This window comes from Pseudomonas sp. 18-147, assembly GCF_051048045.1.
Taxonomy (GTDB): Bacteria; Pseudomonadota; Gammaproteobacteria; order Pseudomonadales; family Pseudomonadaceae; genus Pseudomonas; species Pseudomonas aeruginosa.
This window is the reverse complement of the sequence record NZ_CP182296.1, coordinates 315,610-330,496: the sequence shown is the minus strand read 5'-3', so window position 1 is coordinate 330,496 and position 14,887 is coordinate 315,610. Positions and strand designations below refer to the sequence as shown.

The window sequence follows — 14,887 nt, the reverse complement described above, 5'->3', positions numbered from 1 at the left end:
CTGATTGCCAGTGGGTCGCAGAGGGCGGCCTAGAGTAGGAGAATGGAGGAGCTTAGGCATTCTCGGCAGGTCGGCGACCTCCATGCGTGCAGTTTGCCTGGAAGCTGAGCTGCTGCAGCACGCGAAATCGCTGGTCGCCGGCAAACTCCTGGGTGGCTCCGACGCCGAGGCCGGACGTGCTCTCAGCGAAGGGGAAATCAGCCTGGCGAAAGGCGTATTCGGCGATTCCATCGACTATTCCACGGTCCGCCTGCGCGACGAGGACTATGTCCCCTGGCAGGGCAAGGACTACGTGATGGCGCCGAACGGCCATATCTACTTCGGCGAGGAGTTGCGCGGCGTGGCGGACTGGAGCCTGGAGAGCCTGCAGCGCCAGGGTCTGTTCATCCACGAAATGACCCATGTCTGGCAGCACCAGCATGGCGTCAACGTCCTTCTGGTGGGGGCCTACCAGCAAGCCAGGCAGTTTCTCCTAGGCGACCAGTACGCCTACCGGTTGGAGCCGGGAAAGACGTTGAAGGACTACAACATCGAACAGCAGGGAGACATCGTTCGAGATTATTTCCTCGAGAAGAACGAGTTCGGGGAAGCCTCTGCGAACAGCAGGTTCGCTGGCGTACTGAAAAACTTCCCAACGGGATACTGACCAATGAAATGCAAGACCTTGCTCATTGCCTGCCTGTTCGGCCTGGGAAGCGCCCAGGCCCTGGCCGTTTCCAAACTGCCACCGCAGATCCCGGTACACGCCGGCTCCGGGCGCGTGACACTGGATCTACGCCCCTTGCTGGCGGAAACCAACGACGTCGAGATCACCCGTGTTTCGGTATGTCGGCGGGTCGGCAGCCATTGCCAGGAAACGCTGTGGCGGATCGAGCTCCCGCCCGGGTGGCGTGCCGGGGAGATCGAGGTCTTCGGCGACTATCCCGGCTCCAGCGTGCTCCTGCGCCGGCCGGAGCGCTTGCAGCCAGATGGGAGCTACAACGCATTCATTCATTTCAACGAGCGTAGCCGTCGGCACCAGCAAACGGTTTCCAGCATTGCCGTCGAATTCTGCCTGGCCGGCGAACCTGGCAACTGGATGCTGCTCGACGAAGCGACCTGCCTGGCACGACGCAACGCCGAGGAGCGGCAAGGAGAGAAGCCATGAACGATAGGGTTCGGTCGAGGACGATCGTCTCTGCCCAGTCCATCACCTTGCCCAAGGGCGGCGACGTGCACCTGGTGCCGCCTCCGCCCAAGCCTTGCGTGACCATCGTGGTGCATGGCGTCAACGATCTCGCGGGTTGCTACGAACGGATCGAGCGAGGGCTCTGCCAGGGGCTCAACGAACGCCTGGACATGCCGCCGACCTTGCCCGGCGGGCAGGCCAATCCCGGCTACCTGACGCCGGCGGGCTACAGCCTGCCGGCGGACGACGAAGGCAAGGCGGAGAACCCCGACGTCGTCTACTACCGGCGCAAGTTCGCCAGTGGCGCCGGCGGGGCCGCCGTACGCAGCGTAGTCGTACCTTTCTACTGGGGCTTCCGCGAGGAAGAGCAATACATCAACAAGACCGCGGCCCACGGCGAATGGCTGGACCGCAACGGCAACCGGCTGGACAAGTCCGGCACCAAGGAAGGCGGGCAGTTCGTCAATGCCACCACCAACCTGCCGGACATGTGGGGCCAGGGTTTCAACGGCAAGCTGTTCGGTTTCATCTCGCTGGACTGGTTCGGCGGCACCATGACCCATCCGCTGTTTTCGGCGGCAGGGCGCAAGTACATGGTCCTTGCGGCCATGCGCCTGGCCATGTTGATCAATATCATCCGCAAGCGTTACCCGGACGACACCATCAATGTCGTCGGGCACAGCCAGGGCACCCTGTTGACCCTGCTGGCACATGCCTTCCTCAAGGATGACGGCGTGGAGCCGGCGGACGGGGTGATCATGCTCAACTCACCCTACGGCCTGTTCGAACCCCTCAACGAGAAGCTCCAGGGCTGGAGCAGCCAGCAGACCAGAGAGGCGCGGCTGGCCACGCTCAAAGGTATCCTCGAGTTCATCTGCGGCCGACGCCATCCGGTCCCCGCGCTGAGCAGCGTCGCGTTGCGCAACTGCCAAGGCTACGGCGCGATAGGCGGCCCCGGCTGGGTGGGTGGCCAGGGCTGCCAGACGACCATCGACGGGGAACGGCTCAGCTTCGATGAGCGCGACAATCGCGGCAGTGTCTACCTGTATTTCACGCCCCAGGACCAGACGGTGGGACTTGCCAACGTCCAGGGTATCGGCTGGCGCGGCATTGCTGAGCAGGTCAAGGGGCTCCCGGGAAGGACCGGGCTGCCGCAGGGTTTTCACCAGCGCATCTTCACCGTACGCAAGCGCAATGGCGAGAAGGAAAAGATCGGCGGGCACGCCCCTCCCCATGTCTATCCTCTTCTGCTGGCCGGCGAGAAGACCTGGGAAGACACCGGGCTGGGCGGCAAGGACAGATTCGGCCGGGCGAACTTCGACCAGGGCGACAGCGTGCTGCTGACCGCGCCGCGTCTGCCGTTGCCGACGGAAGCGCGATTCGATTTCGACGGAGCCGTCACGGCGCCGGGAGAGAACTCCGCCAGCGGCGTCTATCAGGTGCGCGATACCCTCGATCCGATCGACGCCGCCATCGGCGTAAGCAACGGCGGCTGGAAGGAAAAGGACAGCGGGCACGCCGTCGCGCAACAGGTGGACGCCGCGCTGGCGTACCGCTACGGGCGCGACGCGCGCAGCGTGGAGAGGGCGTTGAACGAAGGCAAGGAATTGGCCCAGCAGACCCATGTGTTTTCCGCTCGTGAACTGGGCACCGGCATGGTTCTGGTCACCCGCGCGGAAACTCCCTACGAGGCCCGGCTGCGCCTGCAGACGGCGGAGGGCCATCTGGAGCCCTTGTCGTTCCACTCGGCCATACCCAACAACCCGGAGCATAACCGGCGGGTACTGGCCTATGACCTGGCCATCGGGGCCGGGGACAGCGTGGATGATGTGGTTTTCTATCAGTATCTGTGTCGGGTGGCGGATTGGCGGTTGGATTGGAAGGCTTCGGACAAAGGAATATTTAGTCAAGGTGATGCGTCTGTTGATCTGCCGGATGAAGAGGTGCGTGCTTTGTACCGTGCGGAAGAATCTAAAAACAGCCAGTTAATAGACGCCACCGTAGCTTACCGCAAGAGTGGCGAGTTCCCTGTGGTAGTAGGAAATAGACTGCCTTCCCTGGTCGGGACACAAACCATCCTAGATCGTTACCACGAGCAGGCGGTGCGCTTTGGGGGGACAATCTAATGCGCTTGATGCTCTCAGCTTTCTCTCTCGTTGGCGTCCTTTTGAACTGCCCTGTGGGGCAGGCGGCCGAGTCGCCGCTATCCTCGATGCGCTGCTTTGCCAGTCCGGCCACGTCCGTTACCGCCTACGCCCCGGCCAAGGAGGCCACCATGTCCGCTGATGCTTATCACCCACCGACAACTTCGCCGCGCCTGGAAACCCTGGACGTGCTCAGCATAGGCATGAGCCTGGATGTGTTTCGCCAGGGGCAAGTGTGGAAGGCCTTGCAGGAGCAGAATGCCGCACAGGCCGAGGCCTTGCATGTCGGCAGCATCCTGCCGATGGACCCGAAGAAGTATCCGACGTCTGCGGATGACAAGGATATGGCGTATGAAAAGCGCCAAGCGGACGCCTTGGAACTAGGGCTGAAAAACTTCCTGGAGAAATGGCCGATACCGACGGTGACGGTGGTGCGTGGTTGGGATCCGAGCACTCCTAACCTACGCTTCACTCCGGAGGAGACGCGGGAAAGCCTGTCAGTAAAAGTCAATGATCTCCGTGTTCCGGCTGGACTGCATTGGCATCGGATTGCCAATTTGCAGGATGGCATTATCTGTAACGATACGCCTGAAGGAGTACTGGAGGCGTTGTTCAGTTTATTCGAACGCAACCCTGACTTGCCAGCAGTGTTGGTGTATGCGAATGAAGGCATCAGTATGGCGGGGGCGCTTTCCAGTAGAGATGTAACATTGAAGTCACTAGGCGCTGTGTCAGGCCCTCGGATACCTGGAACGCTTACGGATGCAATGGTCGCCCTGATCGTCGGCCGCCCCGAGCGGGTCGACTGGCTACGCCAGTTCGCCCCCTACACCAAGGTCAACGAAAACCGGATCGACCCCGAGTTCCGTGGCTGGGGCTGGCGCAAGCCGCCGGTGGAGTTCCGCCCCACGCCGTTCATTCCCCAGCCCTGGACCGAGCGGGCTCTGGAGCAGTGGGATGCGTTGCCGGTGCTGGCCAGGCTGCATCGGCCGGTGAGTGTGCCGCTGACCCGCCCGGATACCGGCGAACGGCTCAAGCGCGAAGCTCTCACCGCACAACTGGCCGCTGCCTGGAAGACGGCCAGTGCCGGGCTCAGGCCGGCGCCCGCCCGGCTGTTCTACGACGGCGGTTTGAACGCCACGCCGCTGGCCGAACTCACCCCGGCGCTGGGCGCCGCGCAGAGTTCGCTGGACTTGCTGGACTCGCGGGAAAGCTACGACCTGACCCAGCGCCTGGGCGACACCGGCGCGGCCTCGCCCTTCGTTGGCATCGCCCTGGCGACCATGGCCAGCTACCTCAACGGCGACAGCAGCATGGTGATGCCGTTGCGGCGCAAGGACCAGGCGACCCTGATCGGCATCAGCTCGCCGACGCCGGGGAAGAAGCCCGTTCACGACCCATTCGGCGTCGACCTGCTGCCGCAGACCGCCAGCGGCGACGGTCCGCCGCTATCGGCCGACCCGGTGGCGCCCGCCAGTCGGCTCACGACCCGGTTGCCGCCCGGCGAAGACTATGCCCTGGAAGAGTTCCTGAGCAGCCTCAAACCCAGCACCGACTGGCAGGACGATTTGTAGGTCGATGGTGTCCCGCGCCAGATGGAGTTTTCGTCAGATGACAAGGACAGGTGACCTACAAGCAGGCCCAGGTGCGGTATGGCATCCAGGGCCGGTCGACGGTTCTGGTATGGTTGCGCAAGCATGGTCGGCAGGATTGGAGCCAAGGGCGTCGATTCGGGCCGAGAGGAGTTGCGCGATGTCTGACCCCAAAACGCTCACTCCAGAGCAGCGGATCAAAGAGCTTGAGCAGCAGCTTGAGTTGATGAGCCAGAAGGCTCAGTTCTTCGAGACCGTCGTCGGTGTCCTGAAAAATGATTACGGTGTATCGGTCGTAAAAAAGCGATCCGGCAAGTCCTCTCGCAAGGTCAAGTCGCAGGACTGAGCATTGCCAGGGCTTGTCAGTTTCTTGGCATGAGCCGACAGGCTTACTAAAAGCGCAATCGAGCTGCTGATAGCAAAGCACGCCAGGCAGATCGGGTTGTCGAATTTGTTCAACAAATCCGGATACGTCAGCCACGACTAGGCACACGAAAGCTGCACTATCTGCTGCATTGCCAGCCTGATAGGCGGCTCCAAATTGGCCGAGACCGACTATTTCAGGTCCTGGGAGAGCGCCGTTTGCTGGTGTTGCCCAAGCGGGCGTATCACAAGACAACACAAAGCTTTCACCGCTTCTACCGCCATCCGAACCTACTCCAGTCAGGCCCGAACCAGGTTGTCCCGTCAGGACCGGAGCACGTTTGGGCGGCGGACATTACTTACCTACCAGCCAGTAGCGGCCCGCTGTACCTAAGCCTGGTAACGGATGCGTATTCCAGAAAAATTGTTGGCCACCATGTGCATGAAAGCCTGCATGCCAAGTCAGTTGCACAAGCCTTTAGGCAGGCCCTACGCAAACGGCAGCGTCGCCAGTCACTGGTCCACCACTCGGATCGCGGTATTCAATATTGCTCGGCGCTGTATCAGTCACTGCATGCACGGCATGGCGTCCAGTGCTCGATGACTGACGGATATGACTGCTACCAGAACGCGCTAGCTGAGCGCATCAACGGGATCCTCAAAACAGAGCTGCTGCTGAGTAGCCCTGAAAATCTGGAGCAGGCAAGGAAGATGGTTGCTGAAGCCGTGCAGATCTACAACACAGAGCGGCCTCACATGGCCCTGAAAAACAAAACGCCCGATGCGGTGCATCGGGCGTTTTGAGGCCTATCGGCCTACCTGAGCAGGTGTAAACCTATTTCAGGACTAGACAAGACCTGCCTCGCCGCCACCCGCTCCGCCGAGCAGCGCCTGTCCCTCGCCGCGAGACCAGAGCAACCGATCCTGTCCGGCCGGGAATGGCACTCAAGGCCGGGGCCAGATGAAGGGTCGATCGGCGGATAGTTCCTCGGGGCTGGCCGTTTCACGTCTATAGTTCTGCATGCTCGGATGCCGTTCCTACCAGGACTCCCACAGGAGCAACAGGATGCGCTCATGGCATGGCGTAGTCACGAAAATCGCCAAGCAAGGCAAGGGCGCCGTGGTCAAGAATCGACTCGGCCCGGAAGAGCTTCTGGTGCCCTTCACAGTGAGTACGCTCGTCGAGGTCGACCTGGACGCAAGGATCTACGGAACGGATGTGGACGACACGCCCTGGGCGGAGGGCGACGAACGAAAGGAGGTGCTGGTCGGTACCGAAGTAGAACTGCTGACCGATACGGATACCTTTCCTACCCATGCGTCCCAGGTGCTCAGCGCCAATTTCCGTTTCGCCCTCGACATCGTCAAGGGAGGGCTCAGCGGCCCGGTCAGGAAAGGGGCGATCCTGGTCATCTACCACGACTTCCAGCAGGAGATCCGGAGAGGCGACTCCGGCAGCGCCTTCGCGGAGGCGGTCGTCGCCTATGCGCGGAACAAGCTCTACAAGCCGGCCTTCGCGATCAAGGCAGATACCAACTACGCCCAGTTGGTTCGGGATCTAGGCAAGGTTGCCGCGGAGAGCGGCGAACAGTACTTCATCGATACGATCCTCATCGCCACCCACGGCACGGCTGGCCAACTCTGGCTGGGCAACCCCCACGGCGAGAGCACCGCGGACGTCATGGCCCGGCGTGTCCAGGGCAAGCAGTTCGTCGAGCCCCAGGCCTTTGGTGCGACCCTTCTCGAACTGTTCGGCAAGGAACTGGCCATCGCCCTCTACGGGTGCGACTTCGCCGGGGACGAGGACGGAGAAGCGGCGGCCCTCGAGCTGCGCATCGCCGCCAACGCGAGAGCGGTCTACGCCGGCAAGGGCACGGTGTATCTCAATGCCAGCAAAGAGGGTCGTTCCACGGTGACCTGCAGCAAGGCGATGGTGGTCTACCGGACCGACAAGATCGAGGTACTGGGTGGAAACCAGGTACCGGTATTCGATATCTGAGGCCCCGCCCCGCACTGTCATTGCCGATTGACCAGGATCTTCGGCCCCAGACGCTCCGCCTCGCCCCTGGCCTTTTCCCTGGGGAGAGCCTTAAGATCGGGAGTCCGCACTGGGGCGGACCTTCTCTTCCTGCGGGTGGTTTCTCCGGATGCTTCCAGACAGCATGGTGGGTAGCAGCGCGCGGCGCCTTCGTTTGCGGCGGACGCGCGGGCGTGTCGGGCTCGGCCTGGTGGCCGGGCTGTCGGTACTGGCAGGCATGACCGACGCCATCGGTTTCCTCGCCACCGGCGACTTCGTTTCCTTCATGAGCGGCAACACCACGCGCCTCGCGGTATCGCTGGGCGAGGGCGACTTCGGCGGGCTGGTGCGGCTGAGCGTCGCCCTGGCCAGTTTCGTCGTCGGCAACGCGCTGGGAGTGATACTGGCGCGCTTCAGCGGGCGCCGGGCGGCGCCGATCCTGGTCTGCTGCGCGATGCTGCTGGCGTTGTCGGCGGTCTGGCCATTCGACTGGAACGTGCCGGCGCTGGTCGCCGCGATCCTCGCCATGGGCATGCTCAACGCCGTGGTCGAGCAGGTCAACGGCCTGCCCATCGGCCTGACCTACGTCACCGGCGCCCTCTCCCGCTTCGGCCGCGGCCTCGGCCGCTGGCTGCTGGGCGAGCGGCGCAACGGCTGGCGGGTGCAACTGGTGCCTTGGAGCGGCATGTGCGTCGGCGCGGTGCTCGGCGCCCTGCTGGAACAGCAACTGGGCCTCGCGGCGATGGCGGCGAGCGCAGCGCTGGCGGCTCTTCTCGCGTTGCTGGCACTGGTGATTCCGCGGCCATGGCAGATGGACTATATGGTGCGTTGAGCGGCCACTGCGGGGTTTGCCGCGTGCCACGACGGCCCGACGAATCCCCGGAACGGAGCGCAGCACTTCTTGACCTCGCCTGGAACCATTCAATAGGATGCGTGCACACGCACTTATATGGAGTGGCGAGCCGATGAACCGCAGCGCCCTGGATTTCCGCCACTTCGTCGACCACCTGCGTCGCCAGGGTGACCTGGTGGACGTGCACACCGAGGTCGACGCCAACCTGGAGATCGGCGCCATCACCCGCCGGGTCTACGAACGCCGCGCACCCGCCCCGCTGTTCCACAACATCCGCGACAGCCTGCCCGGCGCGCGGGTACTGGGCGCGCCGGCCGGCCTGCGCGCCGACAGGGCCCGCGCCCATTCGCGCCTGGCGCTGCATTTCGGCCTGCCGGAACACAGCGGGCCGCGGGACATCGTGGCCATGCTGCGCGCCGCGATGCGCGCGGAACCGATCGCGCCGCGCCGGCTGGAGCGCGGGCCGGTGCAGGAAAACGTCTGGCTCGGCGAGCAGGTGGACCTGACCCGCTTCCCGGTCCCCTTGCTCCATGAGCAGGACGGCGGCCGCTATTTCGGCACCTACGGTTTCCACGTGGTACAGACGCCGGACGGCAGTTGGGACAGCTGGTCGGTGGGCCGGCTGATGCTGGTGGACCGCAACACCCTGGCGGGCCCGACCATTGCCACCCAGCACATCGGCATCATCCGCGAGCAATGGCGCCGCCTGGGCAAGCCGACGCCCTGGGCGATGGCCCTCGGCGCACCGCCGGCGGCACTCGCGGCGGCCGGCATGCCGTTGCCGGAGGGGGTCAGCGAAGCCGGCTACGTAGGCGCCCTGGTCGGCGAGCCGGTGGAGGTGGTGCGCACGCAGACCAACGGCCTGTGGGTTCCGGCCAATGCCGAGATCGTCCTGGAGGGCGAGATCAGCCTCGACGAAACCGCGCTGGAAGGCCCGATGGGCGAATACCACGGCTATTCCTTCCCCACCGGCAAGCCGCAGCCGCTGTTCCACGTCCATGCGCTGAGCTTCCGCGACCAGCCGATCCTGCCGATCTGCGTCGCCGGCACGCCACCGGAGGAAAACCACACCATCTGGGGCACCATGATTTCCGCGCAACTGCTGGACGTGGCGCAGAACGCCGGACTGCCGGTGGACATGGTCTGGTGCTCCTACGAGGCGGCGACCTGCTGGGCCGTGCTGTCGATCGACGTGCAGCGCCTGGCGGCCCTGGGCACCGACGCCGCGGCCTTCGCCGCACGGGTCGCCGAGACCGTCTTCGGCTCGCATGCCGGGCACCTGGTGCCGAAGCTGATCCTGGTCGGCAACGACATCGACGTCACCGAGATCGACCAGGTGGTATGGGCGCTGGCGACCCGCGCGCATCCGCTGCACGACCATTTCGCCTTCCCGCAGATCCGTGACTTCCCGATGGTTCCCTACCTCGATGCCGAGGACAAGGCACGAAGCAGCGGCGGTCGGCTGGTGATCAACTGCCTGTACCCGGAACAGTTCGCCGGGCAAATGCGTGCCGCTACGGCGTCGTTCCGCCACGCCTATCCGACGGCGCTGCGCAGGCGAGTCGAAGAACGCTGGAGCGACTACGGATTCGGCGACGCCTGAGCGCTACAATCCCCGCCCTGGCGAAAGAGGATCGAGGAAGGTGACCGGGCCAATGACCGAGACGAACGCACTGGGGCTGCCCCAAGGCCCGCTGTACCTGATGACGGAGATCGTCCGCCAGCGCGAACGGCAACTCACCGCCCTGCTTGCCCCTCTCGAACTGGGGCTGCATGAATGGCGTGCGTTGCGGATCATCCACGCCTTCGACGGTGACGTGCCGATGAGCGTGCTCATCGAGCACTCACAGACCGACCGCACTGCGCTGGGCCGGACCATCGAACGGCTGGTGCGGCGCGGCTGGGTCAGCCGCCTGCCGGATCCGGACGACGGGCGCGCCGTGCTGGTGCGCCGCAGCCCCGCGGCACAGGCGGTGTTCGAGCAGGCCCTGGCACAGGTCGCAGGGCTCGACGAAAGGCTGCTGGCGGGTCTCGGCGCCGGCCCGGAAGAAGAGGCGCTGACCCTCGTCCTGGGCAAGTTGCTGCGGGCCTTCGACGGGCTTTCCCGCGTGACGCAATAGCCTTTCGAGGGCATCTCCGGGTTTGCGAAGCAACTCTCATCCCGGTCATGGACTGTCCATCCGGCCCCCTATTTGCTGGCCGATTGATAGCATGGGCGGCCTTCGCAAGCCCATTCGACCCGCAATGCCACGACACCCGCACACCACCCTGCTCCTCTGCCTTTGCCTGACCCTGCCCGGTTGCGAGAGCGGCCGCAGCTACAGCCTTTCCGAAGGCGCGCCTGTCACAGGCATCCGCATCCAGCGCGACGACCGCTCGCCGTTGCAGCGCCTGCGGGACTGCGAACGCCAGGGTTGCAACGAGCGGCAGAAGATCGACCCGTTCACCCCCGATCCTGACTACCTGCGCGCGGAAGGCCACTTCCCGCTGCCCTGGTAAGCTTCCCTCTTCGCCCGTTCCCGACGGGCTTTTTTCCGTTCCCGACAGATACCCTCAGCTGCCCTCAGCGCTTTCCTACGCACCAAGAAGGAAAGCCTCTCGCCTCTCTCGGAACGAGCCGATTTCTCGGCAGTCGCCGTTCGCATTCCATTGGTCACCCAACGGCAACCAGGATCAGCCATCACTGGTCTGCCCTCGCATGGAAACGGCCGCGCCCCCGGCGCCCCATGTCCGGCCCCACCCGCTAAGTCCAGAGGACCGAAGATGAACGACTACATCGCCCGGCTGCGCGAGAAATACGACGCCCATTTCGGTTGTGCGCCCGCCATGACCCTGGATTGCCGGGACTTCTGGAGACACTGCGTAGCGGCGCCGGAAATGGCGGTCTTCGCTTATCGCCTGGAAAGCACCCGGCGGCCGCACCATGTGGTGATCACCGCCGGGATGAGCCAGGCACCGATGCATTTCGCGCCCTACATGGGCAAGGCGCGCTGGTCCGCCGAGCTGATCTGCTATCTCGACGAACTGGGCGGCGATGACCTGCGCCACCTGCAATGGCTCGCCGGCCTGCCATTCCACGAGCGCCTCGCCCTGGGACATGGACATGCGGTGGCGTTCGGCTTCCCGCTCTACGAGCAGAGCCTGCTGCGGCACTTCCTTCTCCTCCCGGCGCCGCTGGAGGAGGATGCCTCCCTGTTCGACGGCTTCGCCCTGTCGGCGCATCCGGTCGACCTGCTGTGGGTCGTGCCGTTGACCGAGCAGGAATACCAGGTGAACGTCAAGGAACACCTCGAGGGCATCGCCAGGCTGCTGACCGACGCCGGCCACCCGCTCAGCCTCGACCGGCACCGCCATTGCTACGTCACCGGCCAGTCGCCGGAAGGGCTCGCACGGGTGCTGCACTAGCCCCGCAGGGAAAGACTAATAGCGCGGGCCCTACCTTCGTCGGGAAAGCGATGATGACGTTTTTCAATCGGTTCGATGCCGTTTTCCCCGCTTGCCGATCCGCTCGCCGTCTACGATTCTTGCTGGACGTGAGAACGGCTCCGGAGGGGCGCGTATGAAAACCGTGGCACAACTGTTGAACGCCAAGCAGAACCAGCAGGTGTACACCATCGGAGCGGACGAGATGGTGCTCGACGCCCTGCGCCTGATGGCGGAAAAGAACATCGGCGCGCTGCTGGTGGTGAACCATGGCGAGGTGGTAGGGGTGGTCAGCGAGCGCGACTATGCGCGCAAGATGGTCCTCAAGGGCCGTTCGTCCATCGGTACGCCGATCAGCGCGATCATGAGCGCGCCGGTGGTCAGCGTGGACTCGAAGCAGAGCGTCGACACCTGCATGAACCTGATGACCGATCGCCACCTGCGCCACCTGCCGGTCGTGGAAGACGGCCAGTTGCTCGGCCTGCTGTCCATCGGCGACCTGGTCAAGGCGGCGATCGCCGAGCAGGCCGAGCTGATCCAGCAACTGGAACAGTACATCCGCGGCGACTGAAGCGTACATGCCGGACCTACCCTTTTCCCGCCGGCTCACGCGATAATCCGCGGCTGTTTCCGTTGCGAGCTGCCGCCATGTCCTCTCCGCTGAAAATCCGCCGCTACATTCCCGCCGACCGCGATGCCACCCTGGCCATCTGGCTGGAGGCCTCGCGCGTCGGCCACGGTTTCCTCGGCGAAGCCGAGTTGCAGAAGCAGAAGGCACTGGTTCGCGATCATTATCTGGATGCCTCGGAAACCTGGCTGGCGCTGGACGGCGATACGCCGCTGGGCTTCATCGGCCTGCTCGATGCCTTCATCGGCGGCCTTTTCGTCGCTCCGGCGGCCCACGGGCGCGGGATCGGCCGGCAACTGGTGGAGCACGCGGCAACCCTGAAGGGCGCGCTGGAAGTCGAGGTCTACGCCGCCAACCGCGAGGCGCTGGGGTTCTATGCGCGCTGCGGCTTCGTCGAGAGCGGCCGACGCCCGCGTGATGACGAGGGACGCGCGCTGGAGATCGTCCAGTTGCACCGCGAACACTAGTCGCCCTTGCGGAAAGCGCTCGGCGAGACGCCGCTCAGGCGCTTGAAGAAACGGGTGAAGTAGGCCGGCTCGCTGAAGCCGAGGCGGTCGGCGATCTCGTTCACCGTCATCGCCGTGTAGACCAGGTCGCGCTTGGCCTCCAGCAGCAGGCGCTGGTGCACGATGCCCAGTGCGGTCTGCCCGCTGAGGCGGCGCGCCACGCTGTTCAGGTGTGCCGGGGAGATGCCCAGGCGACGCGCGTACTCGTCGATTCCCAGGTGCTCGCGGAAATGCCGCTCGACCAGTTGCGAAAAGGCCGATAGGTATTCCTGACCACGACCCGGCCGTGCCTCCGCCCGCCGGACCATCACCTGCCGCCCCAGCCACACCGCCAGCACGCCGATCAGCGACTGCAACAACAGCTCGCGCGCCGGCGCAGCGCCGGCGTACTCGCCGTCTATGGCGTCGAACAGCGTGTCGATATAGCGCCGGTCCGCGCCCACCGGGTACAACCCCGGCGCCTCCAGCGCCTGGCGCTGCGCGCCGAGGTGCGCCTGCAAGCGGGCCAGCAACGGTGCGGCGAGCGTCAGCACGTAGCCGTCGATGCGCTCGGAGAACTGGAAGCCATGGATGCACAACGGCGGTACGAACTGGATGGAAGGCTGCTCGACGCGAGTCGGCTCGCCCTCGACCTGGAGCTGCGCCCAGCCCTTGCGCACGTAGAGCAACTGAGCGAGATCGGCGTGCCGGTGCGGCTTGATCTCCCAGTCGTGCAGACGACTGCGGGCGGGGATCGACTCGCAGTGCAGCAGGTCCGGGGTCGGCCATTCGAGGGGAGCGCCGTAGAGCTTGAACACCGGGACGTCGCGGATGGAATCCGTCATCGAGCCCTCCGAGCGAAATGGCCGATTGCCGAACAGACTTTATAAAAGTCCAGAAATAGATCGGCAATTTGCCTTCTATAGCACTCCACGGCAAACAAAAATACAGCCACCTCCAGACAAGATCAGCGCCGGCGCATGCGCCGCCGGCCAGCCATAACAGCGAGAGGGCTATCCGCAATGAAGACTCAAGTCGCCATCATCGGCGCCGGTCCGTCCGGCCTCCTGCTCGGCCAGTTGCTGCACAAGGCCGGCATCGACAACGTGATCCTCGAACGCCAGACCCCGGACTACGTGCTCGGCCGCATCCGCGCCGGCGTGCTGGAACAGGGTATGGTCGACCTGCTGCGCGAGGCCGGCGTCGACCGGCGCATGGCGCGCGACGGGCTGGTCCACGAAGGCGTGGAGATCGCCTTCGCCGGGCAGCGCCGGCGCATCGACCTCAAGCGCCTGAGCGGCGGCAAGACGGTGATGGTCTACGGCCAGACCGAGGTCACCCGCGACCTCATGGAGGCCCGCGAAGCCTGCGGCGCCACTACCGTCTACCAGGCCGCCGAGGTGCGCCTGCACGACCTGCAAGGTGAGCGCCCCTACGTGACCTTCGAACGCGACGGCGAACGGCTGCGCCTGGATTGCGACTACATCGCCGGCTGCGATGGCTTCCACGGCATCTCGCGGCAATCGATCCCGGCGGAGCGGCTGAAGGTCTTCGAGCGGGTCTATCCGTTCGGCTGGCTCGGCCTGCTCGCCGACACCCCGCCGGTGAGCCACGAACTGATCTACGCCAATCATCCGCGCGGCTTCGCCCTGTGCAGCCAGCGTTCGGCCACCCGCAGCCGCTACTACGTGCAGGTGCCATTGTCGGAGAAGGTCGAGGACTGGTCCGACGAGCGCTTCTGGACGGAACTGAAGGCGCGACTCCCGTCCGAGGTGGCGGAGAAACTGGTGACCGGACCTTCGCTGGAGAAGAGCATCGCGCCGCTGCGCAGCTTCGTGGTCGAGCCGATGCAGCATGGCCGGCTGTTCCTCGCCGGCGACGCCGCGCACATCGTGCCGCCCACCGGCGCCAAGGGACTGAACCTGGCGGCCAGCGACGTCAGCACGCTCTACCGGCTGCTGCTGAAGGCCTACCGCGAAGGGCGCGGCGAACTGCTGGAACGCTACTCGGCAATCTGCCTGCGGCGGATCTGGAAGGCCGAACGCTTCTCCTGGTGGATGACTTCGGTGCTGCATCGCTTCCCCGACACCGACGCGTTCAGCCAGCGCATCCAGCAGACCGAACTGGAGTACTACCTGGGCTCCGAGGCGGGCCTGGCGACCATCGCCGAGAATTATGTCGGCCTGCCCTACGAGGAAATCGAGTAGGCCGCGC

The 14,887-nt window shown here is 64.7% G+C and carries 13 protein-coding genes and 2 pseudogenes; 14 read left to right on the top strand and 1 reads right to left on the bottom strand.

What is annotated here, in order from left to right:
* Positions 1–127 precede the first annotated feature (127 nt).
* The 13 genes and pseudogenes from ACM0M4_RS01495 to ACM0M4_RS01435 form a co-directional block, all read left to right on the top strand.
* Positions 128–646, top strand: a pseudogene (locus ACM0M4_RS01495) (type VI secretion system tip protein VgrG); the annotation flags it as partial.
* A 3-nt stretch (positions 647–649) separates the two neighbouring features.
* Positions 650–1,147 carry a hypothetical protein gene (locus ACM0M4_RS01490; RefSeq protein ID WP_003118123.1) on the top strand — a complete coding sequence of 166 codons (498 nt, stop codon included), beginning with the start codon at positions 650–652 and terminating at the stop codon, positions 1,145–1,147.
* On the top strand, positions 1,144–3,294 hold the full coding sequence (locus ACM0M4_RS01485) for a DUF3274 domain-containing protein (protein WP_115288933.1): 2,151 nt from the start codon (positions 1,144–1,146) through the stop codon (positions 3,292–3,294). Before ACM0M4_RS01490 ends, ACM0M4_RS01485 begins: the two co-directional genes overlap by 4 nt.
* Positions 3,294–4,886 (top strand): type VI lipase adapter Tla3 domain-containing protein, encoded by a 1,593-nt coding sequence (locus ACM0M4_RS01480; protein ID WP_277601003.1) that lies wholly within the window; start codon positions 3,294–3,296, stop codon positions 4,884–4,886. The genes ACM0M4_RS01485 and ACM0M4_RS01480 overlap by 1 nt, the downstream gene beginning before the upstream one ends.
* A 41-nt stretch (positions 4,887–4,927) precedes the next feature.
* Positions 4,928–6,071 (top strand): annotated as a pseudogene (locus ACM0M4_RS01475) (IS3 family transposase); the annotation flags it as partial.
* 262 nt (positions 6,072–6,333) lie between these two features.
* Positions 6,334–7,266, top strand: coding sequence for a hypothetical protein (locus ACM0M4_RS01470; protein WP_023132724.1), 933 nt, complete (start codon positions 6,334–6,336; stop codon positions 7,264–7,266).
* A 163-nt stretch (positions 7,267–7,429) separates the two neighbouring features.
* A complete protein-coding gene (locus ACM0M4_RS01465) occupies positions 7,430–8,116 on the top strand; it encodes a YoaK family protein (protein WP_003106170.1) in 687 nt (228 codons plus the stop codon).
* A gap of 133 nt (positions 8,117–8,249) precedes the next feature.
* The gene (gene hudA / locus ACM0M4_RS01460; protein WP_034038997.1) at positions 8,250–9,740 is read left to right on the top strand and encodes a UbiD family decarboxylase HudA; all 1,491 of its coding nucleotides are present in this window, start codon (positions 8,250–8,252) and stop codon (positions 9,738–9,740) included.
* A 40-nt stretch (positions 9,741–9,780) separates the two neighbouring features.
* On the top strand, positions 9,781–10,257 hold the full coding sequence (locus ACM0M4_RS01455; protein WP_003145040.1) for a MarR family winged helix-turn-helix transcriptional regulator: 477 nt from the start codon (positions 9,781–9,783) through the stop codon (positions 10,255–10,257).
* 91 nt (positions 10,258–10,348) lie between these two features.
* On the top strand, positions 10,349–10,636 hold the full coding sequence (locus ACM0M4_RS01450) for a hypothetical protein (RefSeq protein WP_025270812.1): 288 nt from the start codon (positions 10,349–10,351) through the stop codon (positions 10,634–10,636).
* 264 nt (positions 10,637–10,900) lie between these two features.
* On the top strand, positions 10,901–11,542 hold the full coding sequence (locus ACM0M4_RS01445) for a suppressor of fused domain protein (RefSeq protein ID WP_003118118.1): 642 nt from the start codon (positions 10,901–10,903) through the stop codon (positions 11,540–11,542).
* A gap of 154 nt (positions 11,543–11,696) precedes the next feature.
* Positions 11,697–12,131 carry a CBS domain-containing protein gene (locus ACM0M4_RS01440; protein WP_003112686.1) on the top strand — a complete coding sequence of 145 codons (435 nt, stop codon included), beginning with the start codon at positions 11,697–11,699 and terminating at the stop codon, positions 12,129–12,131.
* Positions 12,132–12,208: 77 nt separating this feature from the next.
* Positions 12,209–12,655: a GNAT family N-acetyltransferase gene (locus tag ACM0M4_RS01435; RefSeq protein WP_019371337.1), complete on the top strand. Its 447-nt coding sequence runs from the start codon at positions 12,209–12,211 to the stop codon at positions 12,653–12,655.
* On the opposite strand, the gene ACM0M4_RS01430 is transcribed toward ACM0M4_RS01435, so the two are convergent.
* Positions 12,652–13,518, bottom strand: coding sequence for a helix-turn-helix domain-containing protein (locus tag ACM0M4_RS01430; RefSeq protein WP_003123837.1), 867 nt, complete (start codon positions 13,516–13,518; stop codon positions 12,652–12,654). The genes ACM0M4_RS01435 and ACM0M4_RS01430 overlap by 4 nt on opposite strands.
* 177 nt (positions 13,519–13,695) lie before the next feature.
* Here ACM0M4_RS01430 and pobA point away from each other — a divergent pair, with 177 nt between their 5' ends.
* A complete protein-coding gene (gene pobA / locus ACM0M4_RS01425) occupies positions 13,696–14,880 on the top strand; it encodes a 4-hydroxybenzoate 3-monooxygenase (RefSeq protein WP_003121662.1) in 1,185 nt (394 codons plus the stop codon).
* The last annotated feature ends 7 nt before the right edge of the window (positions 14,881–14,887 follow it).